General features: G+C 34.0%; 21 protein-coding genes and 1 tRNA gene. 13 read left to right on the forward strand and 9 right to left on the reverse strand.

Translation table 11 applies throughout. The features are described 5' to 3' along the window. The 6 genes from ACZ5CF_RS09160 (at nucleotide 1) to ACZ5CF_RS09185 (ending at nucleotide 7,209) form a co-directional block, all read left to right on the forward strand. Nucleotides 1–2,004, forward strand: coding sequence for a copper-translocating P-type ATPase (locus tag ACZ5CF_RS09160; protein WP_464579022.1), 2,004 nt, complete (start codon nucleotides 1–3; stop codon nucleotides 2,002–2,004). A 10-nt stretch (nucleotides 2,005–2,014) separates the two neighbouring features. After that, nucleotides 2,015–2,587, forward strand: coding sequence for a DUF2911 domain-containing protein (locus ACZ5CF_RS09165; RefSeq protein ID WP_464579023.1), 573 nt, complete (start codon nucleotides 2,015–2,017; stop codon nucleotides 2,585–2,587). Nucleotides 2,588–2,595: 8 nt separating this feature from the next. Further along, entirely contained in the window at nucleotides 2,596–3,309 is a 714-nt protein-coding gene (locus ACZ5CF_RS09170) for a PepSY domain-containing protein (protein WP_464580848.1), read from the forward strand. Continuing rightward, nucleotides 3,306–5,048 (forward strand): efflux RND transporter periplasmic adaptor subunit, encoded by a 1,743-nt coding sequence (locus ACZ5CF_RS09175; protein WP_464579025.1) that lies wholly within the window; start codon nucleotides 3,306–3,308, stop codon nucleotides 5,046–5,048. The genes ACZ5CF_RS09170 and ACZ5CF_RS09175 overlap by 4 nt, the downstream gene beginning before the upstream one ends. Before the next feature lie 20 nt (nucleotides 5,049–5,068). Beyond that, nucleotides 5,069–5,485, forward strand: coding sequence for a heavy-metal-associated domain-containing protein (locus ACZ5CF_RS09180; RefSeq protein WP_464579026.1), 417 nt, complete (start codon nucleotides 5,069–5,071; stop codon nucleotides 5,483–5,485). Nucleotides 5,486–5,631: 146 nt separating this feature from the next. After that, the gene (locus ACZ5CF_RS09185; protein ID WP_464579028.1) at nucleotides 5,632–7,209 is read left to right on the forward strand and encodes a M28 family metallopeptidase; all 1,578 of its coding nucleotides are present in this window, start codon (nucleotides 5,632–5,634) and stop codon (nucleotides 7,207–7,209) included. A gap of 127 nt (nucleotides 7,210–7,336) precedes the next feature. On the opposite strand, the gene ACZ5CF_RS09190 is transcribed toward ACZ5CF_RS09185, so the two are convergent. The 8 genes from ACZ5CF_RS09190 to ACZ5CF_RS09225 all read right to left on the reverse strand — a co-directional run bounded on the left by ACZ5CF_RS09190 (nucleotide 7,337) and on the right by ACZ5CF_RS09225 (nucleotide 15,917). Next, nucleotides 7,337–7,412: transfer RNA gene (locus tag ACZ5CF_RS09190), tRNA-His, on the reverse strand. A 63-nt stretch (nucleotides 7,413–7,475) separates the two neighbouring features. Then, nucleotides 7,476–8,198 carry a bacillithiol biosynthesis deacetylase BshB1 gene (bshB1, locus tag ACZ5CF_RS09195; RefSeq protein ID WP_464579029.1) on the reverse strand — a complete coding sequence of 241 codons (723 nt, stop codon included), beginning with the start codon at nucleotides 8,196–8,198 and terminating at the stop codon, nucleotides 7,476–7,478. Beyond that, the gene (locus ACZ5CF_RS09200) at nucleotides 8,195–9,370 is read right to left on the reverse strand and encodes a trans-sulfuration enzyme family protein (RefSeq protein ID WP_464579030.1); all 1,176 of its coding nucleotides are present in this window, start codon (nucleotides 9,368–9,370) and stop codon (nucleotides 8,195–8,197) included. The genes bshB1 and ACZ5CF_RS09200 overlap by 4 nt, the downstream gene beginning before the upstream one ends. Before the next feature lie 59 nt (nucleotides 9,371–9,429). Next, complete coding sequence (locus tag ACZ5CF_RS09205) at nucleotides 9,430–10,836, reverse strand: MATE family efflux transporter (RefSeq protein WP_464579031.1); 1,407 nt, start codon at nucleotides 10,834–10,836, stop codon at nucleotides 9,430–9,432. A gap of 186 nt (nucleotides 10,837–11,022) precedes the next feature. After that, nucleotides 11,023–11,415 carry a hypothetical protein gene (locus ACZ5CF_RS09210; RefSeq protein WP_464579032.1) on the reverse strand — a complete coding sequence of 131 codons (393 nt, stop codon included), beginning with the start codon at nucleotides 11,413–11,415 and terminating at the stop codon, nucleotides 11,023–11,025. 55 nt (nucleotides 11,416–11,470) lie between these two features. Next, the gene (locus ACZ5CF_RS09215) at nucleotides 11,471–11,662 is read right to left on the reverse strand and encodes a hypothetical protein (protein WP_464579033.1); all 192 of its coding nucleotides are present in this window, start codon (nucleotides 11,660–11,662) and stop codon (nucleotides 11,471–11,473) included. Between the two features lie 248 nt (nucleotides 11,663–11,910). Next, the gene (locus tag ACZ5CF_RS09220) at nucleotides 11,911–12,651 is read right to left on the reverse strand and encodes a hypothetical protein (RefSeq protein WP_464579034.1); all 741 of its coding nucleotides are present in this window, start codon (nucleotides 12,649–12,651) and stop codon (nucleotides 11,911–11,913) included. A gap of 107 nt (nucleotides 12,652–12,758) precedes the next feature. After that, complete coding sequence (locus tag ACZ5CF_RS09225) at nucleotides 12,759–15,917, reverse strand: cytochrome c biogenesis protein (RefSeq protein ID WP_464579035.1); 3,159 nt, start codon at nucleotides 15,915–15,917, stop codon at nucleotides 12,759–12,761. Between the two features lie 186 nt (nucleotides 15,918–16,103). On the opposite strand from ACZ5CF_RS09225, the gene ACZ5CF_RS09230 reads away from it, so the two are divergent. Continuing rightward, nucleotides 16,104–16,487, forward strand: a complete 384-nt coding sequence (locus ACZ5CF_RS09230) for a hypothetical protein (protein ID WP_464579036.1) — start codon at nucleotides 16,104–16,106, stop codon at nucleotides 16,485–16,487. Between the two features lie 86 nt (nucleotides 16,488–16,573). Here ACZ5CF_RS09230 and ACZ5CF_RS09235 read toward each other — a convergent pair whose 3' ends face one another. Then, nucleotides 16,574–16,963, reverse strand: a complete 390-nt coding sequence (locus tag ACZ5CF_RS09235; RefSeq protein WP_464579038.1) for a group III truncated hemoglobin — start codon at nucleotides 16,961–16,963, stop codon at nucleotides 16,574–16,576. A 70-nt stretch (nucleotides 16,964–17,033) separates the two neighbouring features. On the opposite strand from ACZ5CF_RS09235, the gene ACZ5CF_RS09240 reads away from it, so the two are divergent. The 6 genes from ACZ5CF_RS09240 (at nucleotide 17,034) to ACZ5CF_RS09265 (ending at nucleotide 23,054) form a co-directional block, all read left to right on the forward strand. Then, nucleotides 17,034–17,801: a Rossmann-like and DUF2520 domain-containing protein gene (locus ACZ5CF_RS09240; RefSeq protein ID WP_464579039.1), complete on the forward strand. Its 768-nt coding sequence runs from the start codon at nucleotides 17,034–17,036 to the stop codon at nucleotides 17,799–17,801. After that, entirely contained in the window at nucleotides 17,782–18,312 is a 531-nt protein-coding gene (locus tag ACZ5CF_RS09245; RefSeq protein ID WP_464579041.1) for a KdsC family phosphatase, read from the forward strand. The genes ACZ5CF_RS09240 and ACZ5CF_RS09245 overlap by 20 nt, the downstream gene beginning before the upstream one ends. Nucleotides 18,313–18,323: 11 nt before the next feature. Continuing rightward, nucleotides 18,324–18,914, forward strand: coding sequence for a Maf-like protein (locus ACZ5CF_RS09250; protein WP_464579042.1), 591 nt, complete (start codon nucleotides 18,324–18,326; stop codon nucleotides 18,912–18,914). A gap of 32 nt (nucleotides 18,915–18,946) precedes the next feature. Then, nucleotides 18,947–19,888 carry a septum formation inhibitor Maf gene (locus ACZ5CF_RS09255; RefSeq protein WP_464579043.1) on the forward strand — a complete coding sequence of 314 codons (942 nt, stop codon included), beginning with the start codon at nucleotides 18,947–18,949 and terminating at the stop codon, nucleotides 19,886–19,888. Nucleotides 19,889–19,892: 4 nt separating this feature from the next. Beyond that, nucleotides 19,893–20,432, forward strand: a complete 540-nt coding sequence (locus ACZ5CF_RS09260; protein ID WP_464579044.1) for a mechanosensitive ion channel domain-containing protein — start codon at nucleotides 19,893–19,895, stop codon at nucleotides 20,430–20,432. A 99-nt stretch (nucleotides 20,433–20,531) separates the two neighbouring features. Then, nucleotides 20,532–23,054 (forward strand): PIG-L family deacetylase, encoded by a 2,523-nt coding sequence (locus tag ACZ5CF_RS09265; protein ID WP_464579046.1) that lies wholly within the window; start codon nucleotides 20,532–20,534, stop codon nucleotides 23,052–23,054. Nucleotides 23,055–23,141 lie beyond the last annotated feature (87 nt).

The raw sequence follows: 23,141 nt of genomic DNA on the forward strand, positions 1-23,141 counted from the left end.
ATGGGCCATCATCATAACAAACATACTAAGTCTAATAATAAACATGATCATCAAGATCATCATAAGCTCATGATTCAAGACTATAAAAAAAGGTTTTGGGTGTCACTCATAATTACTATTCCAATACTTATTATAGCACCAATGATTCAAAGCTTTTTTGGGTATCACCTAAATTTAATTGGTAGTAGTTATATTCTCTTTGCTTTATCAACTGCTGTATACTTTTACGGAGGGTTTCCTTTTTTAAAGGGAATGATTAATGAACTTAAAAAAAGAAAACCCGGCATGATGACGCTAATTGCTGTTGCTATAAGTATTGCTTTTATATACAGCACAGCTGTTGTGTTTGGTTTTCCTGGCAAAACATTCTTTTGGGAGCTTGCCACGCTAATAGTTATAATGCTTTTAGGCCATTGGTTAGAAATGAAATCTGTTTTAGGAGCCAGTAAAGCTCTCGAAGAACTTTCAAAGCTACTACCAGATGAGGCTAATTTAATTACAGATAAGGGAGAAAAAAAGATTCCAATTAAAGAGCTTAAAACAGGTGATCTGATTCTAATAAAACCCGGCGAAAAAATACCAACAGACGGTGTAATAACAGAAGGGAAAACTACAGTTAATGAAAGTATGCTCACAGGAGAAAGCAAGCCGGTACAGAAATCTAAAAACAGTTCTGTTTATGGAGGCGCCATTAACCAAACTGGCGCAATAAAAGTAAGAGTTAAAAACACAGGAAATAACACATATCTCTCTAAAGTAATTAAACTAGTAAAAGAAGTACAATCTAAAAAATCTAAAACACAGAAACTTGCAGACAAAGCCGCATACTGGTTAACAATAATTTCTTTGGTAGTAGGCACAATAACATTTATTACCTGGATTGTTGTTGGCAAAGACTTAGCCTTTGCAATAGAGCGTACTGTTACTGTTATGGTTATTGCGTGCCCGCACGCACTAGGATTAGCAATTCCGCTTGTTGTATCCATATCTACCAGTTATGCAGCAAAAAATGGATTGTTAATTAGAAACCGAACAGCTTTTGAAAATAGTAAGAATGTTACTACAGTAGTTTTTGATAAAACCGGTACTTTAACAAAAGGAACGCACGAAGTAACTAAGATAGTTAGCTTAGTTGATAACCTTAATGAACAAGATATTTTAAAGATAGCTACTGCAGTTGAACAAAACTCTGAACACCATATTGCAAAAGGGCTTATTAAAAAAAGTAAAGCATTAAAAATAACTATACCAAAGGTCAGTGATTTTGAATATGAGTCTGGTGTTGGTGTTTCTGGAAAATTAAACAATAAACTTTTCTACGTTGGTGGTGAAAACATGTTAAAAAAGCATCAGCTAAATAAGCCTAAAATTAACGCAGAAAAATCTGACACCACAATTTTCTTAGCAGATAACAACAGCGTCTTAGGGTACATAAGTTTTGCAGATACTATTAGAGAAAGCTCATTTAAAGCAATACAAATGCTTAAAAAGTCTAACATTAATTGTGTGCTCTTAACAGGAGATAATAATGAAGTTGCAAAAGCAGTTGCAAAAAAACTAGAGCTTAAAGATTATTTTGCAAATGTTCTTCCAGATGAAAAACAAAATAAAATTAAAGAGCTGCAAGATAAAGGAGAAATTGTTGCCATGACAGGCGATGGTGTAAACGATGCCCCCGCTTTAGCTCAATCAGACATTGGTATAGCTGTTGGGTCAGGGACAGATGTTGCTGCAGAAACTGCAGATATTATTTTAGTTAATAGTGATCCAAAAGATGTTGCAACCCTTATTCTTTTCGGAAAAGCAACATATAACAAAATGATACAAAATCTTATTTGGGCAACTGCCTATAATATTATTGCAATACCTCTAGCTGCCGGAGTTTTGTATTCATATGGTATTATGATTTCTCCGGCAATAGGAGCTGCATTTATGGCTATTAGTACAATTGTTTGTGCCTTAAACGCACAACTACTTAAAAGAAAATTAATAAATGAAGAATAAAACAAATGTTATGAAAAAATTATTGCTGTTAATTTTTGCTGTTTTTGTTTCGTGTAAACAGGAAAACAAATCAACAACAGAGCACAACCACAATCATGTGCCACAAACTAAAACTACGCAAAAAAAAGTGTTGAGCCCGCATAAAACTACTATGGAAAGCTTTGCCGGTGCTCATATTCACATAGACTATTCTTCTCCTGGTGTTAGAAACCGAATTATTTTTGGTGGCCTACTGCCCTTTAATGAAATATGGCAAGCAGGTGCACATAACGCTACATGGATAGAAACCAATAGAGACTTACTAATTGAAGGGAAAAAATTACCGGCAGGAAAATATGGTTTCTTTGTAATACCATCTAAAGAAATGTGGACTATAATATTTAACACTAGATGGAATCAACATGGTAAAGACGAGTATAATCAAGAAGAAGATGTGTTAAGATTAAATGTAAAGCCAAACTACTCTGAAGAAATTAAAGAACATTTAGAATATACAATAACAAAAAAAAGTGACACTTCAGGAACAATTTCATTATCCTGGGAAAAAGTAAGTGTATCATTCAATTTTACAGTAATTAATTAATAATAATGATGGTTAACAGACATACAGCACTTAAAATCAGAAAAACTCATAGATACTTAGGGCTATTTATTGGTATACAGTTTTTGCTTTGGACCATTAGCGGATTGTATTTTAGTTGGACAGATATTGATGAGATTCATGGAGACCATTTTAAAAATTTATCTGTAAAACCAAATGCGTTTAACAATCTAAAAAGTCCTTCAGAATTGTTTTCTGATAAAATTTACAGCGTATCACTAAGAGATATAAACAATACCCCTTATTATTTTATTAATGATAGCATTTTGGTTAATGCTCAAAACGGAGCAATAAAAGCCAATATAACTAAAGATGAAGCTATTACAATTGCAAAAAAGCATATGAAACCTGAACTTGCTGTAAAACATGTTTCTATATTGAATGAGGTAAACAAACATCATGAGTATAGAGAAAAACCCTTACCTGCTTACGAGATAACTTTTGATCATAAAGATTTAATAAAAGCGTATGTATCTGTGAAAGATGGTAAGTTTCAAACAGTAAGACACAGAAGCTGGCGATGGTTTGACTTTTTATGGATGACCCACACAATGGACTACCAAACTAGAGATAATTTTAATACAACACTATTACGTGTGTTTTCATTGTTTGGGTTACTAACCGTTTTAAGCGGGTTTTTACTTTGGTTTACATCATCTGTAACAATTAGAAAATTCTTTAAAAAAACAACATTAAAATCATGAAAAAATACATCTTATATATAGTTTTAATAGCTGTAGGAGTTTTGTTAGGATGGTTACTTTTTAAATCTACCAGTTCTCAAGCAGATTCTCATGTTCATGAGGCTTCACAAAACAAAGCTCAGATTTGGACCTGCTCAATGCATCCTCAAATTCAGCAGCCGGAGCCCGGAGATTGTCCTATTTGCGGAATGGATTTAATTCCGTTAGAAAGTGAAAGCTCTGTTGCTAATAATGAATTTACCATGACAGAGAATGCCATCGCATTAGCTAACATACAAACCACGATAGTTGGCAATGCTGCTGCTACTGAAAATAATTTAAAATTATCCGGGAAAATTGTAGAAAACGAAGAGAATAAAGTAATACAAGCAAGCTATTTCTCAGGCAGGATTGAAAAGTTATACATAAACTACGAAGGCGAATTTGTTACAAAAGGCTCGCTTTTGGCTACAATATATTCTCCTGAGTTAGTTGCTGCTCAACAAGAGCTATTAACGACGCTCACTATAAAAGATCAACAACCCGATCTGTACAATGCAGTAAAAAACAAGCTAAAACTCTGGAAACTATCTGATAAACAAATTGAAACTATAGAACAAAATAAAAAGGTTACAGAATATTTTCCTATTTACGCTACTGTATCGGGTACAGTTATTGAGAAATTGATATCTGAGGGCGATTATGTAAAGCAGGGTCAGCCCCTATTTAAAATAGCTAACCTAAACAATGTTTGGGCAGTTTTTGATGCATACGAAAACCAAATACCCCATTTAAAAACAGGTCAAAAAATAATAATTAAAACACAAGCCTTTCCGGATAAAAGTATTGAAGCTACTATAAATTTTATAGAACCGATTGTTAATACAAAAACCAGAACCGTAAAAGTAAGAACTGTTTTAGATAATAAAACAAACACGCTTAAGCCGGGAATGTTTGTTGAGGGATATTTGCAAATTTTACCCGAAACAAATAAAGCCGATAAATTAACTATTCCTGCTTCTGCTGTATTATGGACCGGTGAACGCTCTATAGTTTACATAAAAACCAATAGCAACCCGCCAACATTTAAGGCAACAGAGGTGCTTTTAGGCAGTAAACTTGGTGATTATTATGAGGTAATAAAGGGGGTTAATTCAGGAGATGAAATAGTTACAAATGGTACATTTACGGTAGATGCTGCTGCACAATTACAAGGTAAAAACTCTATGATGAACAACATTAATTCCGGGCATGAACATCATACTAATACCCAGACAAGTACACAAAACAGTTCAGACAAAAAATATCAAGTATCTTCTACTTTTAAAGAACATATAAATAAATTACTAAGCGAGTATATTTTAATAACTAATGCATTGGTTAAATCGGATGCTAAAAAGGCGCAACAAGGTGCAAAAAAATTAAGTGAGGCTTTAACAAAATTAAATCAAGTGTCGCTAAAAGATGCAGATGCAAAGCAAAACTGGATAAGTGTTTCTAAAAAACTTAAAACGCTTTCAGAAAATATTGTAAAAACGCCTGATTTAAACAAACAGCGAATGCATTATAAACCACTTTCAGAGCTTTTAAATACTGTAATAAAACAGTACGGTACAACCCAAAAAGTTTATTTACAGTACTGCCCTATGGCCCATAACAATACAGGCGGTTATTGGCTTAGTTTTGAAGAAAAAATTGCAAATCCGTATTTTGGAGATGCTATGTTAACCTGCGGAGAAGTAAAACAAGTATATAACTAAATTTTAAATATCTTAATCTTATGAGAAAATCAGTCTTAAACTTACTAATTGCTACCCTGTTTTTTGTAGGGTGTAAAGAAGAGAAAAAAGAAAGTTCAACTACAAGTTTTGATTCGCCTGATACAGCAATGATTCATGCATCGTTTGGTGTGAGAGGTAATTGTGGAATGTGCAAAAAAACAATAGAAAAAGCAGCACAAAGTGTAGAGGGTGTAACGAGTGTTAACTGGGATGTTGCATTAAAAAAAATAGAGGTGTCTTATGATGATTCTAAAACCGATGTTATGCAAATTCATCATGCAATTGCTAATGCCGGTTATGATACCGATAAGGTTAACGGAAGTGTAGATGCATACCAATCGCTTCCATCATGTTGCCAATATGATCATGAAATGGAAATGAACAGAACAACACCAGATACAACCAATACACACTAATCTATTTTATTGTTAAATAGTTGCAAAAAGGAGCCTTTTGGCTCCTTTTTGCAGTTATAACGGTTAAAGTCTTAACAATATCTTAAAAAAGTTTCTACAGCCATTCTTTTCAATATATTTGATGACTATTAAACGTTTTATATCTCATGAAAAATTTTGCATTATCAATACTTGCGGTTTCCTTAAGTATTTCGTGCACTTCTACACAGCAAAAAGCTGCTCAAAATGCACCTGTTAAAAATTCTGCAGACACTTATGCAGCAACTATTACAGAACCCGAATTAAAAGAATATTTGTACACCTATGCTTCTGATGAGTTTGAAGGTAGAAACACCGGAGAGCCAGGTCAGAAAAAAGCTGTAGAGTACATAAAAAACTATTACCAATCTATTGGCGTTCCCGGCGCATTGCCTAACGGAGAATATTTTCAAAAAGTGCCAATAGAAATTGCAGCATTACCAGAAGCTCAATTAGTGTTAAATAACAACACTTACACTGTTGGAGAAGATTTTGTTACTTATAACGCTCCTGAAAATGTAAACTTTAATACTTCAGAAATTGTTTTCTTAGGTTATGGTATAGAAGATGAAAATTATTCAGATTATAACTCTGTAGATGTTTCCGGAAAATTACTTTTAATTCTGTCAGGTGAGCCTAAAGATGAAAACGGCAACTATTTGGTTTCAGGTTCATCAGAACCTTCTAAATGGTCTAACAGACGTCAAGCTGCAGCTGCTAAGTTAAATTTAGCTCAAGAAAAAGGAGCTGCAGGCATATTGTTTTTTGATGCTGAAAATTTTGATGCCTACAAGAGACAATATGACTACATGAAGAAAAGAGGAAATAAAGGTGGAAGAATGTCTTTAAAAGATAATGCTTCGAACTTTTTCTATCTTTTAATTTCAGAGAATGTTGCTAAAAGCATCTTACCTGAAGTAAAAGCCAATATAGCTCCTAAAACAATTAATGCTAATGTGGCAATCACACTCAAAGGTCAATCTAAAGAAATAGACACAGAAAACGTGGTTGCAGTAATAAAGGGGTCAGAAAAGCCTAATGAATATATTGTAATCTCATCGCATTTAGATCATGTTGGAGTAAATGATAAAGGAGAAATTTATAATGGTGCAGACGATGATGGTTCTGGAACTGTTGCAATGCTAGAAATTGCAGAAGCCTTTAAAAAAGCGGTAGAAGATGGTAACGGTCCTAAACGTTCTGTTGTGCTTTTACATGTTACCGGAGAAGAAAAAGGTCTTTTAGGCTCAAGGTACTATACAGATCACGACCCGATATTTCCGTTAGAAAATACTGTTGCCAATTTAAATATTGATATGATTGGTAGAATAGACCCGAAAAGAGAAGGTAACAGAAACTATATATACTTAATTGGTTCTGATAAATTAAGTACCGATTTACATGAGCTTTCCGAAGCTGTAAACCAAAAATGCTGTAATATTGAGTTAGATTATAAGTATAATGATGAAAACGATCCGAATCGTTTTTACTACAGAAGTGATCACTACAATTTTGCTAAAAATAACGTTCCTATAATATTTTATTTTAACGGAACACACGCTGATTATCATAAACCATCAGACACACCCGATAAAATTAATTACGACTTGTTAACTAATAGAACTAAGTTGATTTTTTATACAGCTTGGGAAATTGCAAACAGAGAACAGCGTATTGTTGTAGATAAAGCTAAAACTACTAAATAAGCCATTTATAGCACAAATAATAAAGCCTTTCTGATTGGTTTCAGAAAGGCTTTTATGTTACTAAAAGTTAACACTTAATAACTTAAATGAATAAAAAACTCCTCTTTTTCAAGAGGAGTTTTGTTTTGGGTGGAAGACCGGGTTCGAACCGGCGACCTTCGGAACCACAATCCGACGCTCTAACCAGCTGAGCTACAACCACCGTTTAATTGCGGATGCAAATGTATAGCATTTTAATTCTTTTTGCAATACCTGAAATAAAATTTTTATAGCAAATCAGATAAACTTTTAACAGCTGCATATCTTTCTACAGTAAACCCTTCTGCATACTCCTGCCCTATTAATCTGCCCAAATCTCTAGCTCTATACTCAATACTATCTATAAAATTCTTAGAACTAATTGGTGTCTCGGGCTCTTTACTGTTAGGATCATAAAACTGAGAGGCATAGGCTTTTACAGCTTCAATTTTTTTATCTATAAAGTTATTCACTTCTACCACAAAATCAGGCTCAATATTTTTCCATTGTATATAATGATAAACAGCTTTAGGCCTCCATGCATCTTGCCATTGCTCCGTTTCATCATCTTTGGTGTCAATTTTCGCTAAACCACTTAAAAAACATGCGTCACTTACCAGTTTACTTCCTTTTCCGTGGTCTATATGCCTATCATTTATAGCATTACAAATTACTATCTCAGGCTTATACTTTCTAATAACTTTTATAATTTGAATTTGATGCTTTTTATCGTTTATAAAAAACCCATCGGCAAACTCAAGATTTTCTCTAACACTAACTCCTAAAATCTTAGCAGCTTTATTAGCTTCTTGCTCTCTTATTTCGGGTGTTCCGCGAGTTCCTAACTCTCCTCGGGTTAAATCTATTATTCCTACCTTTTTACCTAATGAAATTTCTTTTGCTAACGTTGCTCCGCATCCTAATTCTACATCATCAGGATGTGAACCAAAAGCTAAAATATCTAGTTTCATACCGATTCTTTTAATCGTTTGCTACGTACTTTTTTTAATGCTTGCTCTATATCTTCAATTAAATCTTTTGTGTTCTCTATACCAACAGAAAACCTAATTAAAGTATCAGAAATACCTTGTTTTGCTCGCTCTTCTGTACTCAACAGAGCATGCGATGTTTTGGCAGGTGAAAGCATTGTGCTCTCTACACCTGCTAAGCTCATAGAGGGTTTTATTAACTCTAAACTTTGCAAAAATAAATTAGCAGATAATCCTTCTTTAAGCTCAAAAGACATCATCCCTCCAAAACCTTTCATTTGCGACTTTGCTAATTCGTAATTAGGGTGTGTTTTTAATCCCGGGTAATAAACCTTATGAATATCAGGGTGTTTAAATAAGTACTTGGCTAACTTTTTAGCATTTTTGTTTTGGGCTTTTACTCGTAATCCTAACGTTTTTAAGCTACGCTCTAATAACCAAACAGTATAATCGCTCAAACTACCCCCAAAGTTTTTAGCTGTTTCCCATATTTTGTTAATGTTTTCTTGAGATGATGCTACTGCGCCGGCTAAAATATCACTATGCCCGCCCAAATATTTTGTAGCACTATGTATTACAACATCAATTCCGAAATCTATGGGGTTTTGGTTTACCGGACTTGCAAATGTGTTGTCTATTATAGATACTAAATTGTACTTTCTGGAAATTTTTGCTATTTCTTTTAAGTTAGTTATAGTTAGTAATGGGTTTGAAGGAGTTTCTATATAAATTACTTTAGTGTTTTCTTTTATTTTGTTTTTAAAATCTTCTGGTTTAAGTCCTTCTGTAAATGAGTATTCTATACCAAATTTTAAAAATTGTTCTTTAATTAAATTAAAAGTACCACCGTATAATGACTTTTGTAAAACAATATGATCTCCTTTTTTTAAGAATGTAAATAGCGTTGTACTCTCGGCTGCCATTCCACTACCAAAAAGCAAGGCTGCTTCTGCGTGCTCTAGAGCTGCAATTTTTTTACATACAGCTTCTTGGTTTGGAGTATTAAAATATCTTGGGTATCGTTTTACAGAAACATTTTCGTAGGCGTAAGAGGTAGCCATATAAAGTGGCGAGATTGCACCTTTAAATTGTTCGTCTTTTATTTCTCCTGTGTGAGTGCATATGGTATGCAATCCATATTTTTTATTTGTCATGTAGTATGTTGTTTTGCCTTTTAAAATTAAGAAAAACTAGCGTTATATTTATTAAATATTTAAACAGTAACGGTTTTCCAATTACCTCTTTTAAACCAGAGAATACCAATCACTGCAATTAATACTTCGGCAAGGGTTATTGCCAAAAAGACTCCAATTGGACCAAAATCAAAACTTAATGCTGCTAAATAAGCAAATGGCAATTGAAATAGCCAAAAACAAATAAAGTTTATATAGGTAGGTGTTTTAGTATCTCCTGCCCCATTAAAAGCTTGCGTAATAACCATACCATAAGCGTAAAACACATACCCTGCAGCAATTACTTGTAAACAAAGGCTACCGTATTTTATTACATCAGGTTCATTGCTAAAAAGACTTACTATATAGTTGGCAAAAAATAAATATACAACAGACACACCAAGCATAAACCATGCATTGTATTTACCTGTTTTCCAAACAGATATTTCGGCTCTATCAGGTTTTTTAGCTCCTAAGTTTTGTCCTACTAAAGTAGCAGCAGCATTACTCATTCCCCATGAAGGCATTAAAGTAAACATCATAACTCTGATAGCTATTGTATAGCCTGCTAACACTTCACTACCAAATTCTGCCATTATTCGCATTAAAAATACCCAGCTTGAGGTACCAATTAAAAACTGACCAATACCACCTAAAGAAACTCTAATAAGGTTAAGCATTACTTTAGCTCTAAGTACTAAATCTGAAATAGTTAGCTTTATTCTGCTCCATCCATAAAACAAAATAGCTATCTGGAAAATTACGGCCGTTCCTCTTCCAATAGTTGTGGCAATAGCTGCCCCTTTAACTCCAAATGCAGGTATCGGGCCTAAACCAAAAATAAAAATAGGGTCTAAAACTATATTTAGCCCATTTGACAGTACTAATGCCCACATGGCAACCGATGCGTCTCCGGCTCCTCTAAAAATGGCATTAATTAAAAAAAGGAGCATAATTGTTGCGTTACCTCCTAAGAGAACTTGGGTATACCCATAGCCTTCGGCTATTAAGTCTGCTTCGGCGCCCATTAACCCCAAAATTTCTTTTGGGTATAGTACTCCTATTACGCTAATTACTGTTGCAGTTAAAATTCCTAAGAAAATTGCTTGTACAGCTGCTTGTCTGGCACCAAGCAAATCTTCTTCTCCTACTCTTCTTGCAACTACAGCAGTTGCAGCCATACTTAGCCCAATAGCTATAGCATAAACTAATGTTATTACAGATTCTGTAAGCCCAATAGTTGCAACAGCATTCGTGCTTACTTGCGAAACAAATGCTATATCTACAAGAGCAAATACAGACTCCATGAGCATTTCTAGAATCATTGGAACAGACAGCATAAAAATTGCTTTTCTGATACTTCCTTCTGTAAAAGTTTGCTCTTTGCCTGAGACAGCTTGTTTAAAGTATTGTAAATATTTTTTTAGTGATGGTAAATTGTTTGTCATTTTATGAGAATAAAAGAAGTTAAAAGTAAATATTACTATACACAATGAGATTAAATAATAATAACTATTTAAGCATTGATTGCGGCCAGATTAAAAGTAGCCAGAATGTGAAGAGGGGTTCTCATAAAATCATAATACCGCAAATATGCGGTATTATAATATGCAAACAAAATATTTTATGTAAAACTATGCAGCTTTTTTAATTTTTTCTAATTCAGATTTTAATTTTTTGTTCTCTTCTATTAGGTTGTGATACTCTATATTTTTAAGCATATCTAAATCATCAGAACGTTTTCTAACAGCATAGATAGTTACCATAATTAAAGAAACAGAGCTAACTAAATAAACCCAATTAAGGCTATCTTCTACAACCAGGTCCGGATTAAACACATAGGCAAGCTGCAAAGCATATGCAAAGCCCGGAACTATAAAAGAAAACAAATACGGCCTAAAATAGGCCGCAATTAATAAAATTAACGGAGACAAGGATTGACAAACAACCCAAACAAAGGTCTCTGTATTATTCCATCCGTAAAGGTTATCAAGCTGTATATCTAAGTAAACAAAAATTTTGTCCATATACAGCACAATACCCGATAAAATAATCAGAAACGTGCCTATAATAGGCTTTGTTTTATGTTTTATTCTTTCCTTGAGTTCCAGGTCTGTAAACGTCGCTTTTTCTGACAGCGAAATGTTTTGTTTTTTCATTCTTAATAGTGGTTTGGTCCACTGTTTTTACTTGGTCTGTCTCTGGCGTTAAAGCCATTAAAACGGCCACAGCTGCCACAGTGGCAACGCCGTAAAGTACGTTTTTAATTTTCATAATAGTGTTCTTTTAAGGTTTGTTCTCGATTACGAATCTAAAAAAATTTTCTTACATAACAATATGAAAATCAATATTTTTTGTACTACTACAGCTAATTTTATAAAGCAATATTACGCCGAAACCCATTAAATAGCTACTTTTTGTTGTGTATGAAGCTAATTATGTTGTATGTATTATCTTTTTTGATATTAAGCCTGAAAATTGAAGTGTAAATCGCTGTAAATCAATAATTTTTAATACGATAATTATTGAAACTTAATGCCCCCATAAATATTTCCGTCAAAAGAAGCTATAAGATGAAACTTGCCAAGGTTAATGGTTGTATAAGCCATCCATTTATCTCGCTCAGAGTAACCTACTCCGGCTGTGTGTGAGTTCAATGTAAATTCTAAAGCTGCTCTGTAATTAAAAGATTCTACATCTTGATATGATATGTTTGCAATAGCAAAAACCTCTAAATCAGACCCCAAAACTTTTTGTTTAGCAAAAACTTGAGGCGTCATTGCTTCAAAATTATAAAAAACAGAGTCATCACCATCTTTAATAGCTACATCAAATACGTCTGCTACTGTTATACCTATTACACCATTTTGATGATGGTAGCTAAATGATGTTCCACCATAAGTTGCTGTACGGTTTAAAGTTTCGTAATAACCTGCTATGAGGCTTATTCTAAATTTTCCGGTGGTGCAACCAACCATAAAGTTTACGCCATCAAAATCAGGTGTGTGAAGATACCCAGCTCCTAACGTAAAATCTTTGTAAGAAGTGCCTATTGGAATGTTAGCCTGAAACACATACGTATCTAAATCTGATACAGCATGAACAGTAAAAGTGTCTAAATCAAAATTAGGTGATATATAAAAAGGAACCGTTTGTTCTACACTTTGGCTAACCAATTGTTGCGAACAAACACGTTGCATGCTTAAAAATACAACCACAGTAAAGAGGCTGTAATAACAATACTTTTTTGCCCAAATTTTCATTTTCGCATTTAAAATACTCTAAACAAGCATTTAAGCGAAATCTATCGTATAAAGCAAACGTATTTATCGGTAAAAAGTAGGAAAAACTACTTTTACCTGTGTTTTAGTTACTTTTTTATTTGGTAAACACGTTTAAATTTAATGTAGCTAACTAGTCCTAAAAGCAATACAAAAGCTACAGAATACCATACAAATGAAGGAGTTATTACTTTATCTCCGCTGGCATAACTGTGCAATCCAACCAAATAGAAATTAACCCCAAAATAAGTCATCATAATGCTTGCAAATGATACCACACTGGCAAAATTATAAGCCCATTTACCTCGAAGCCCCGGAACCAATCGCATGTGTAGTACAAAAGCATAAACCATTATACTTATAAGCGCCCAGGTTTCTTTAGGGTCCCAGCCCCAATAGCGACCCCAGCTTTCATTTGCCCACATACCACCTAAAAAGTTACCAATAGTAAGCATTACTAACCCAACGGTTAGTGCAAGTTCGTTAATAATGGTAAGCTCTTGAATATGGAGATCCATCTTGTTTTTATTCTTTTTATTAGAAAATATAATGAGCAACAATGCCACTATACCCAAAATAAACCCAAGCGTAAACGGACCGTAACTACCAACTATTATAGCAACGTGAATCATTAACCAGTAGCTGTTTAATACAGGTTGTAAATTGGCAATAGAGGGGTCTAACCAGTTCATGTGTGCACCCCATAAAATAATGGCTGTTACAAAGGCGGTAGAGGCCACGGTTAAATCGCTTTTCTTAGCAAAAAGGAGTCCGATTCCCATAGTTGCCCAAGCCACATAAATTACACTCTCGTAAGCATCACTCCATGGTGCATGACCACTAATGTACCACCTAAATGCTAATCCGGCTGTTTGTGCAATAAACAGAATAAACAGTGCTATTTTACACAAGTTAATTCCGTATGTTGTAAACTTAGCGTTGTTAAAAATTTGAATGATAATAAACACAAACATAGCAACCCCCACCAGCATGTAGTACACTAAAAGTTTTTCGAAAATATTTATTTCATTGTATAAAATTTCTGCTTTGATTTTTGTTTCTGATGGAAGAATCTCTGCTCCGTAATTTTTTTGATTTTGTTTAAAAGCTTCTAACAATCTATTGGCTTCTGTATAATTTCCGGTTGTTTTTGCCTGACGCAATGTCATTAAATAAAACGGAATAGAGTTTCTGATAAAGTTTGCATAAAGTGAATCGGAAACTTGAAATTGCCCTGTGTTAAACTCTGTTCTGGAAATCCATTTATTGTTTTCATGATTAGGTAGCGGGTATATTTTAAGAATTTCACCGCTTAATGCCCTGTTAAGCAACCCTAATTTTAAATCAAACTCTTTAAAAGCTTTTTGAAATTGATTAGGCGTATTTGTTGCGTATGCTTCTTGTAAATAAGGCGCCAATTTATAGTTTCCAGTTTCAGTAAAGAAATCGGTAGCTTTTACATATTTTTTATCTGTAGGAACGCCTATTACTTTCCGAATACTATCGTTCTTTTTTGTGATGTAAATAAAATCTATGTTGTACCAAAGCGCCGGGCTTTGCATCATAGAAAGCAATACTTGGTTAGCATCTAATTCTTTAAATTCATTGCCCTTGTATAGTTTTCTTAATAATTCTGATGAAAATGTATGAACGGGTTTCATTCTTCCGCCATCATCTTGTATAACCAACTCTCCAAAGGCTGCAGCATGTTCTTTACTTACTGTTGTAACTTTTAGCAGCGAATCTACTTGTTGGGCTGTTGGCAATAGGTTATGACTATGAGAATCTGAACTTTGCCCATATCCTATTACAGTAAACAAAAAGGCTATAATGGTTAAAGTTGCCTTTTTTTGTCTAACCTTTTCTAACATCTTGCTTAAATCTTTAAAACGGGTATCGCCTACAAACATAATTGCCATTAATCCGCCAAACAATAAGAAATAACCAATATAGCTAATCCATGTTCCCCAGAAATCATGATTTACAGAGAGTATAGTTCCTTTTTCATCAGGATCAAATTGAGCCTGAAAAAAACGATAACCTTTATGATCTAAAACGTGATTCATGTAAATATCGTAATCAAAAGAACCGTCTGGGTCTTGTACCGTTACTTTACTCATAAATGAAGAGTATCCCTTTTCTGTTCCGGGATATTTTTCGGCTATAAAATCGTTTAAGTGTAAACTAAAAGGTAGTTCGTGCCTGATAGAGCCATAGTTAATTTTAAACTCTAAGTTACCAATGGTTACCTCTGTTGGTTCATTAATAGTACCCTTACCTCCTAAAACTTTAACCTGCTTGGTCTGATTGTTTGTAGTTATATTTAATACCAAAGCATCTTGTATGGCTTCTTCTTTGTTGGCTACCGGAACAACTTCGTATTTACCAACTACAATGCTATCTGGTATTACAAATTGCATTCCGGCTAAATTGTAAAGAGAACGTAAATGCAAAGGCTGTACAGAATCTTTAACAACATTTCCTTGTTGTTGTGTTGCCATTTTTAAATAAGTCCCCTCAAAAGGAGAGCTAATTGTATATAAACTGTCTTTAGTGTTTATGTTAATTGCTCCGTTTGTGGGTTTATTTAAGGCAAATAATACATTATGAATACTAGCTATTTCGCCATCTTTTAGATAATGATCATGACGAGAACCTCCGCTAGACTCTACTATTTTTAAATATGGTTCACCATTACTATCAGGAACCAACCCTTTTTCTGCTCCATCAATAAAACCCGCATAACTAATGGTAAATGGCTGTCCTTTAAAGTCAGACTTCCAAGGGAGGCTGCTTTTAATAGCTTCCGGAGTAACTAAGATTTTATCTTGTAATGATTTTCGTTGTAATTGCCCATCTACCTCACCATCTACAAAAACTGTTAAATACGTATTATCTGATAGAAAAAAGTTAGATGAATTCCCTTCACGAATAGGCATCATCCCCTCATAACTAATGTAGCGAGTAACAAAGGCACCAAGAATAATAAGTATCCAAGAAAGGTGTAATACTAAAATAGGCCACTTCTCTTTTTTAAGTAATTGATAACGCTTAATGTTTCCAATAAAATTTATTACAAAAAAGCCCATTATGGCTTCAAACCACCACGCATTGTAAATCCATATTCTGGCTGTCTCTGTGCTATACCAGCTTTCTATAAAAGTTCCGAAAGCGAGAGCAGTAGCAAAAATTACAAATAAGATGGCCATTAAACGTGTAGAAAACAAAATATTTTTAAGTGTTTGCATAAGTATGTGCCTTTGTAGCTGTTTTTCAGGGTGCAAATATACAGTATTTTACTTAGAAAGCCCTACCCATGTACTTGCTTAGAATAGTTAAAAAAATGTTATTAGTTACACTGTAAGGATTTTTTTGTTTAACAGACTATATATGAGACTATTACAAACAAGCATTAACCACCAAAACCAATTGCAATGAACCGAAAAAGTTTTTTAAAGAAAATTGGAGGATTACTTTTATTGAGTATTCCTGCTTATTCTTTACTTAGCTGTTCTAGCTCATCAGACGATGATGAAAACAACACGCCTCCTCCACCCAATTCTCAAGGAGATTGCTTAGCTAACGGAGCAACGGCAAGCTCAATTAGTGGTAATCATGGGCATACGTTAACTATCTCTAAAGATGATGTTGATGCCGGTGTAGAGAAAACATATTCTATTAAGGGAACATCTGGGCATGACCATTCTGTTACGCTCACTGCTTCTCATTTTACAAGTTTAAAAAGCAATCAATCAATAACCGTAAGTTCAACTGCCGGTGGTGGGCACACCCACTCGGTAACAGTATCCTGTGCATAAATCTCATTATTAAGTTTTTGTTTAGGTTATTGATTTTTTGACGAAAGGCAACTTTTTAAGTTGCCTTTCTGATTTAGGGGTATGTTCTATTTTACCGGTCTGTTTTTAAAAATATCTATATGTATAAAGCTTGCCATTTTTCGCGCTCTGGTTTTTAAAATAAAAACTTCTTCGCCTTCAAAAAGTTCATCTAACGTTGCTACCCAATAGTTTAACCAAACACCAAAATGATTTTGGTTTATTTGGTATTCTGCAAATGCATCAACTTTTCTATGAACTTCTATTGGGTTACCATCGTAAGAATTAGAAATAAACAATTGCTTACACCAAAAGTCTGTTAACTTGTTTAAATGCGCATCCCAATCAGTTATCATACCATTAAATATGGGGCCTAACTCAGAATCTTTTCTAATTTTATTATAAAATGTATGCACTAATAAAGCTACTGCTTCTTTATTTTTTAACTGCTTTTTCATAGCGGTAAAAGTACACAATACTTAGTTTTTGAGCCTTTTTGTTGAAAAAAAATACTGTATTTTAGCCCCTATGTTAAAGGTTGTAATTTTAGGATCAGGAAATATAGCTAACCATTTATTGCCGGCAATTCACCAAAGTGGTGTAGCTACTGTTATTCAACAATACAGCCGATCGTTAAAAAAACACCCTATAAATAAACTGGGAATTCCGGTAACTAACGATTTAAATGCATTAAAACCTGCTGATTTGTATGTGGTTTGTGTATCTGATGATGCTATACAAGAAGTTACAGAGCAAATTACTCCTAATACCGGTTTAGTAGTGCACACTTCGGGTAGTGCTCCTTTATCGGCCATTGCTTCAAAACATAAAAAAGGGGTGTTCTACCCGCTTCAAACATTTTCTAAGTCTTTCCCGGTTAATATTAAATCGGTCCCTATTTGTCTTGAAGCAGAAACAGAAGATGAGCTAAATAAGTTAGACACCCTTGCCAAAGCAATCTCTGAACACGTACACTATATTAATTCTGAACAAAGACAAGCATTACATTTAGCAGCTGTTTTTGTAAATAACTTTGTGAATCATTTATATCATATTGCTTTTGAAATTTGTGTAGATAACAAAGTGCCGTTTACCATTTTAGAACCACTAATTGAAGAGACTGCTAAAAAGGCGCTACAATTAGGTCCGTATCAAGCACAAACTGGACCCGCAAAACGATTTGACAATAAAACAATACAAAAACACGTAGAGGCATTAAAATTTATTTCGCAAAAAGAAATATACAATTTACTTACCCACTCTATTCAAGAAACCTATGGAAGAAAAAAGCTATAAAGAGTATTTAGAACATATTACCACGTTTGTGTTTGATGTAGATGGTGTATTAACCGACGGCACCATAATTATTACTACTGATGGGCAACAGCTTAGAAACATGAATTTAAAAGATGGGTATGCCCTTAAAACTGCTATACAAAAAGGATATAATGTTTGTATAATCTCCGGAGGGAGTAATGAAGGTGTTAGAGCACGCTTAAAAGGTTTGGGAGTAACTGATATTTACCTTGGTGTACACCATAAAACCGAAAAATTAGATGAGTATTTTGATATTTACAACATAAAACCCGAAAACGTATTGTATATGGGTGATGATATTCCTGATTTACCTGCAATGCAAATGGTTGGTTTACCGTGTTGCCCTAACGATGCTGCTCCGGAAATTAAAGATATAAGCAAATATGTATCACACAAAAAAGGAGGTAAAGGCTGTGTTAGAGATGTTATAGAGCAAGTACTAAAAGTACAAGGTAAATGGAATACTAATTTTGATGCTAAATACGATTAATTGTAGTTTTTATGCTTAAAGAAAAACTTAAAAACTATCAAATAATACTGGCCTCCGGCTCGCCCAGAAGACAACAACTATTTAAAGATTTAGGGGTAGATTTTAAAGTTATAGTTAAACCGGTTGACGAAGTTTATCCGGAGCGTTTAAAAAAAAGTGAAATATCAGACTATTTAGCACAGCTAAAATCGCTCCCCTTTAAAGATTCTTTAAAAGACAACGAACTAGTTGTTACATCTGATACTATTGTTTGGCATAACAATCAAGCCCTCGGGAAACCAACATCAAGAGAGCATGCCATACAAATGTTACAATCACTATCTAACACCACACACCAAGTAATTACATCGGTTTGTTTTACTACCAAAAAGCTGCAAAAAACTGTAAATGCTACAACAAATGTTACTTTTAAAGAATTAACTACAGATGAAATAACTTTTTATGTAGATACTTACAAACCTTTTGATAAAGCTGGAGCATACGGCATTCAAGAATGGATTGGTTTTGTGGGCGTTAGTAAAATAGAAGGCTCTTATTTTAATGTAATGGGGCTTCCGTTACATCTTGTTTACAAAACGTTAATGAGTATGGTTACGCCCTAAGTAATTTGTATTTTTAAACAAACTACTAAAACATGAGGGTAAAACACTACACAAAACACTTTTGCATTTACATTTTTGCATTTATACTATTCTTTGTTTCATGCCAAAAAAACGATGCAGTTAAAACTGAAGCTGTAAAGCACGAAAATAAATCCGGTGTAAAAGCTACATCTTTAACTAATGATTTTAAGGCTTACTGGTATGATGGTAATGCAGAGCTTACATCGTACAAAATTCAGCAAGCCAGATATGGAGAGCTTAGAGCAGGTAACGCCGTTTTAATTTACGTTACAGAACCCTTTTTAAAAACCAAACAAGTTAAGGCCAACAAGGTAAGTAAAGAGAGTACATCGGTTTTAAAACTTAATAAAACAACCAATTTTTTAACAGGTATTTATCCGTACAGCATACTATCTAGCACTTTTTATCCGGTATCTAATAACAGTCATGCTTTAAAAGTATCGGCTTCTATTCAAGAATGGTGCGGACACGTTTATACGCAACTTAATAATAGAGATGATTTTGAAGTAGAACTTCACTCGTATTTTGAATCGGAAGCAGATACTTTATTTAAAGTTGAAAAACATGTTCTTGAAAATGAAATCTGGACTAAACTAAGAGTTGATCCCGAAAGTTTACCAACCGGAGAAATTAAAATTATCCCTTCTTTAGCGTTTAGCAGGCTAAAACATGTTGCTATTAAACCCTACAATGCTACCGCTTCTTTAGAAGTTACAGATACCATAGCCACCTACGCTATTGTGTACAAAGACCTGGTGCGATCTTTAAAAATATTTTTTGAACCTAATTTTCCATATACCATTACCGGCTGGGAAGAAACTTATAAAAGCGGGTTTGCATCGAATGCAAAACTTCTTACATCAACCGCTACAAAAATTAAAACAATTAAACTTCCGTATTGGCAAAAAAATGCTACTTCTCATGTATCTTTGCGAGACACCTTAGGTTTATAAACATATGGATGCTTTTTTAGTTACTTACAGAGACGAGCTGTTACAGACTATATTACTCTTAATAGTTTTACTTATTACCCATTATTTAGTAGTACAAACTATTAGACGAGTAGGTAAAATAAGCGATCTTAACAAAGTAAGAACACGGCTTATTATTAAATATGTTAATATTACATTTATAGTAATTAGCCTTGCCGTTTTAAGTATTATTTGGAGTGTAGATTATAAAGATATTGGTTTACTCTTATCGTCTATTTTTGCCGTAATTGGAGTGGCATTATTTGCACAGTGGTCTATTTTAAGCAATGTAACATCGGGAGTAATTTTATTTTTCTCTTTCCCTTACAAGATTGGTGATAGAATTAGAATTCAAGACAAAGATTTTCCTAATGAAACAATCATAGAAGATATAAAAGCTTTTCATATAAATCTACGTACAGACGATGGTGAGCTTATTACCTATCCTAATAACCTATTATTACAAAAAGGTGTTGTTTTGCTCGAAAAATACGGTCAAACAGACGATGGTTCAGATTCAGTTTAATTACTCTGAGTAACTTACATTGTATTGTTAAAGATTATTTAAAAAAACAACCAAGGCTTTTATTCTTTATATATTTGAAATAAACCAAAAACCACCGCCATGCAAAAAGTTATCGTATTCTTTTTTGGAATACTGTTTTGTTTTGCGCAAACCTTTGCTCAAGCTCCCAAAAAATTAACTCCTTCAGAGATACATCATGCCATACAAAAACTAAACTTTTTAGGCACTGCGCTTTATGTGGCAGCACATCCGGATGATGAAAACACAAGACTTATATCGTATTTATCCAACAATGTTAAAGCCAGAACCGCTTATTTATCTATCACCCGAGGAGATGGTGGTCAAAATTTAATTGGCCCAGAGCTAAGAGAGCTTTTAGGTGTTTTACGTACACAAGAACTTTTGGCCGCAAGACGTGTTGATGGTGGTGAACAATTATTTACAAGAGCAAACGATTTTGGATACTCTAAACACCCGGACGAAACGTTAAGCATTTGGGACAAAGACAAGGTGCTTGCAGATGTGGTTTGGGCAATTAGAACTTTTAAACCCGATATTATTATTAACCGTTTTAACCACAGAACTCCCGGCTCTACACACGGTCATCATACCTCTTCGGCAATGTTAAGTTTAGAAGCTTTTGATTTGGCAGGAGATAAAAATGTTTACCCCGAGCAACTAAAGCACACAAAACCATGGCAACCAAAGCGTTTGTTTTTTAATACCTCTTGGTGGTTTTACGGAAGCCCTGAAAATTTTGAAAAAGCAGATAAATCTAACATGCTAAAAATGGATGTTGGAGTTTATTATCCGTTTAAAGGATTGTCTAATAATGAAATTGCAGCTATAGCTAGCAGCCAGCATCTATGCCAAGGGTTTGGGAGGCTAAGTGTTAGAGGTACGCAAGATGAATATGTTGAACTTTTAAAAGGTGATTTGCCTCAAGACAAAAACAATATTTTTGATGGTATTAATACTACTTGGACAAGAGTTAAGGGCGGTAAAGCAATAGCAGCTATTTTGCATAAAGTAGAGAAAGAATTTAATTTTATTAATCCTTCAGAACATTTATCGGATTTAGTAAAAGCTTATAGTTTAATTAAACAATTAGAAGATCCTTATTGGAGAGCATTAAAAACTAAAGAGATAACCACTATTATAGAAGCTGTTACAGGATTATATTTAGAAGCAACCAGTACAGAATCTAATACTATTCCCGGAGCTACATTTACAGTTAATTTAGAAGCTGTTAATCGTAGCCCTGCATCTATTTTTTTAAATAGTGTAACTGTATTACCTACAAATAAGCAAGAAAACATAAATACCCAATTACAAAATAACGAGCGCAATACTTTTAAACTAACCGTTTCACTCCCTGAAAATCATCCTTATTCTGCTCCGTATTGGCTAACAGAAGCCGGAAGCTTGGGAATGTATAAAGTGTCTGACATGACCCTTATTGGAAAATCGGAATCTCCAAGACCTGTGTCGGTTATTTTTAATTTAAAAATTGACGATGAACTAATACCGATTAAAAAAGACGTAGTTTACAGGTTCTCTAAACCGGATAAAGGAGAGTTGTATGAACCTTTTCAAGTTTTACCTCCTGTTAGTGTATCTGTAGCCAATAAAGTACTTGTGTTTTCTAATGGCTCAAAACAAGTGCCTGTTACCGTTAAAGCGCTAGCTGGTAACGCAAATGGCACGGTAAGTATTAATGTACCGGAAGGATGGCAAGTAAGTCCAAATAAAATCTCGTATACTATTAAAGACAAAGGCAATCAAACTACTGCTCTATTTACATTAACCCCACCTGAAAATGAGAGTGAAGGATATATATATCCGCAAGTAACGTTTAACAATCAAAACTATAGTAAAGAGCTTATAGAGATTGATTACGATCACATACCAAAACAGTCTGTTTTATTGCCGGCTAAGGCTAAAGTGGTTAGATTAAATATTAATAAAGCAGGAGAAAATATCGGCTATATTATGGGTGCCGGCGATCAGGTTCCTGAGAGTCTACGTCAAATTGGTTACAACGTAGTTATATTAGATCCTAAAACAATTACTCCCGAATATTTAGCTCGATTTGATGCTATTGTGGTGGGAATTAGAGCATACAATGTTGTAGAAGAGCTTCCTTTTAAACAACCTATGTTGTTAGAATATGTAAAAAATGGCGGTAACTTAATTGTACAATATAATACTTCAGGAAGACGCGGTGTAGATGTAATGCCTCCGTATCCGCTTACAATATCCAGAGACCGTGTTACACAAGAAAATTCGCCGGTTACTATTTTAAACAAACAACATTCTTTAGTTAACTTTCCAAATAAAATTACCGAGAAAGATTTTGATGGATGGACTCAAGAACGTGGACTTTATTTTCCGAATAAATGGGACTCAAACTACACCCCTATTTTAGAAATGTACGATAAAGGAGAATCACCAAAGCAAGGAAGCTTGTTAGTAGCTCCTTACGGAAAAGGTTATTATATTTATACCGGATTGAGCTTTTTTAGAGAGCTTCCAGCAGGTGTTCCGGGTGCTTTTAAACTCTTTGCAAACATGCTCTCTATAGGGAACAACCAAGTAAAAAAAGAAAACATAAAAGGATAGCTTATGACCGATAAGTTAAAATGGAATAAATGGTACACTATTGTTTTAATACTGAACACTCTCTACATTATTGTTTTTTATTTAATA

The sequence above is a fragment of the Lutaonella thermophila genome (assembly GCF_055387725.1).

What these genes read in the sequence shown, in the direction of transcription:
- ACZ5CF_RS09180 (WP_464579026.1), top strand. Translation starts at nt 5,069, where the DNA reads ATGAGAAAATCAGTCTTAAACTTACTAATTGCTACCCTGTTTTTTGTA.
- ACZ5CF_RS09255 (WP_464579043.1), top strand. Translation starts at nt 18,947, where the DNA reads ATGAGGGTAAAACACTACACAAAACACTTTTGCATTTACATTTTTGCA.
- ACZ5CF_RS09220 (WP_464579034.1), bottom strand. Translation starts at nt 12,651, where the DNA reads ATGAAAATTTGGGCAAAAAAGTATTGTTATTACAGCCTCTTTACTGTG.
- ACZ5CF_RS09175 (WP_464579025.1), top strand. Translation starts at nt 3,306, where the DNA reads ATGAAAAAATACATCTTATATATAGTTTTAATAGCTGTAGGAGTTTTG.
- ACZ5CF_RS09225 (WP_464579035.1), bottom strand. Translation starts at nt 15,917, where the DNA reads ATGCAAACACTTAAAAATATTTTGTTTTCTACACGTTTAATGGCCATC.
- ACZ5CF_RS09185 (WP_464579028.1), top strand. Translation starts at nt 5,632, where the DNA reads ATGAAAAATTTTGCATTATCAATACTTGCGGTTTCCTTAAGTATTTCG.
- ACZ5CF_RS09205 (WP_464579031.1), bottom strand. Translation starts at nt 10,836, where the DNA reads ATGACAAACAATTTACCATCACTAAAAAAATATTTACAATACTTTAAA.
- ACZ5CF_RS09200 (WP_464579030.1), bottom strand. Translation starts at nt 9,370, where the DNA reads ATGACAAATAAAAAATATGGATTGCATACCATATGCACTCACACAGGA.
- ACZ5CF_RS09215 (WP_464579033.1), bottom strand. Translation starts at nt 11,662, where the DNA reads ATGAAAATTAAAAACGTACTTTACGGCGTTGCCACTGTGGCAGCTGTG.
- ACZ5CF_RS09230 (WP_464579036.1), top strand. Translation starts at nt 16,104, where the DNA reads ATGAACCGAAAAAGTTTTTTAAAGAAAATTGGAGGATTACTTTTATTG.
- ACZ5CF_RS09235 (WP_464579038.1), bottom strand. Translation starts at nt 16,963, where the DNA reads ATGAAAAAGCAGTTAAAAAATAAAGAAGCAGTAGCTTTATTAGTGCAT.
- ACZ5CF_RS09245 (WP_464579041.1), top strand. Translation starts at nt 17,782, where the DNA reads ATGGAAGAAAAAAGCTATAAAGAGTATTTAGAACATATTACCACGTTT.
- ACZ5CF_RS09165 (WP_464579023.1), top strand. Translation starts at nt 2,015, where the DNA reads ATGAAAAAATTATTGCTGTTAATTTTTGCTGTTTTTGTTTCGTGTAAA.
- ACZ5CF_RS09210 (WP_464579032.1), bottom strand. Translation starts at nt 11,415, where the DNA reads ATGGACAAAATTTTTGTTTACTTAGATATACAGCTTGATAACCTTTAC.
- ACZ5CF_RS09250 (WP_464579042.1), top strand. Translation starts at nt 18,324, where the DNA reads ATGCTTAAAGAAAAACTTAAAAACTATCAAATAATACTGGCCTCCGGC.
- ACZ5CF_RS09160 (WP_464579022.1), top strand. Translation starts at nt 1, where the DNA reads ATGGGCCATCATCATAACAAACATACTAAGTCTAATAATAAACATGAT.
- ACZ5CF_RS09265 (WP_464579046.1), top strand. Translation starts at nt 20,532, where the DNA reads ATGCAAAAAGTTATCGTATTCTTTTTTGGAATACTGTTTTGTTTTGCG.
- bshB1 (WP_464579029.1), bottom strand. Translation starts at nt 8,198, where the DNA reads ATGAAACTAGATATTTTAGCTTTTGGTTCACATCCTGATGATGTAGAA.
- ACZ5CF_RS09240 (WP_464579039.1), top strand. Translation starts at nt 17,034, where the DNA reads ATGTTAAAGGTTGTAATTTTAGGATCAGGAAATATAGCTAACCATTTA.
- ACZ5CF_RS09170 (WP_464580848.1), top strand. Translation starts at nt 2,596, where the DNA reads ATGGTTAACAGACATACAGCACTTAAAATCAGAAAAACTCATAGATAC.
- ACZ5CF_RS09260 (WP_464579044.1), top strand. Translation starts at nt 19,893, where the DNA reads ATGGATGCTTTTTTAGTTACTTACAGAGACGAGCTGTTACAGACTATA.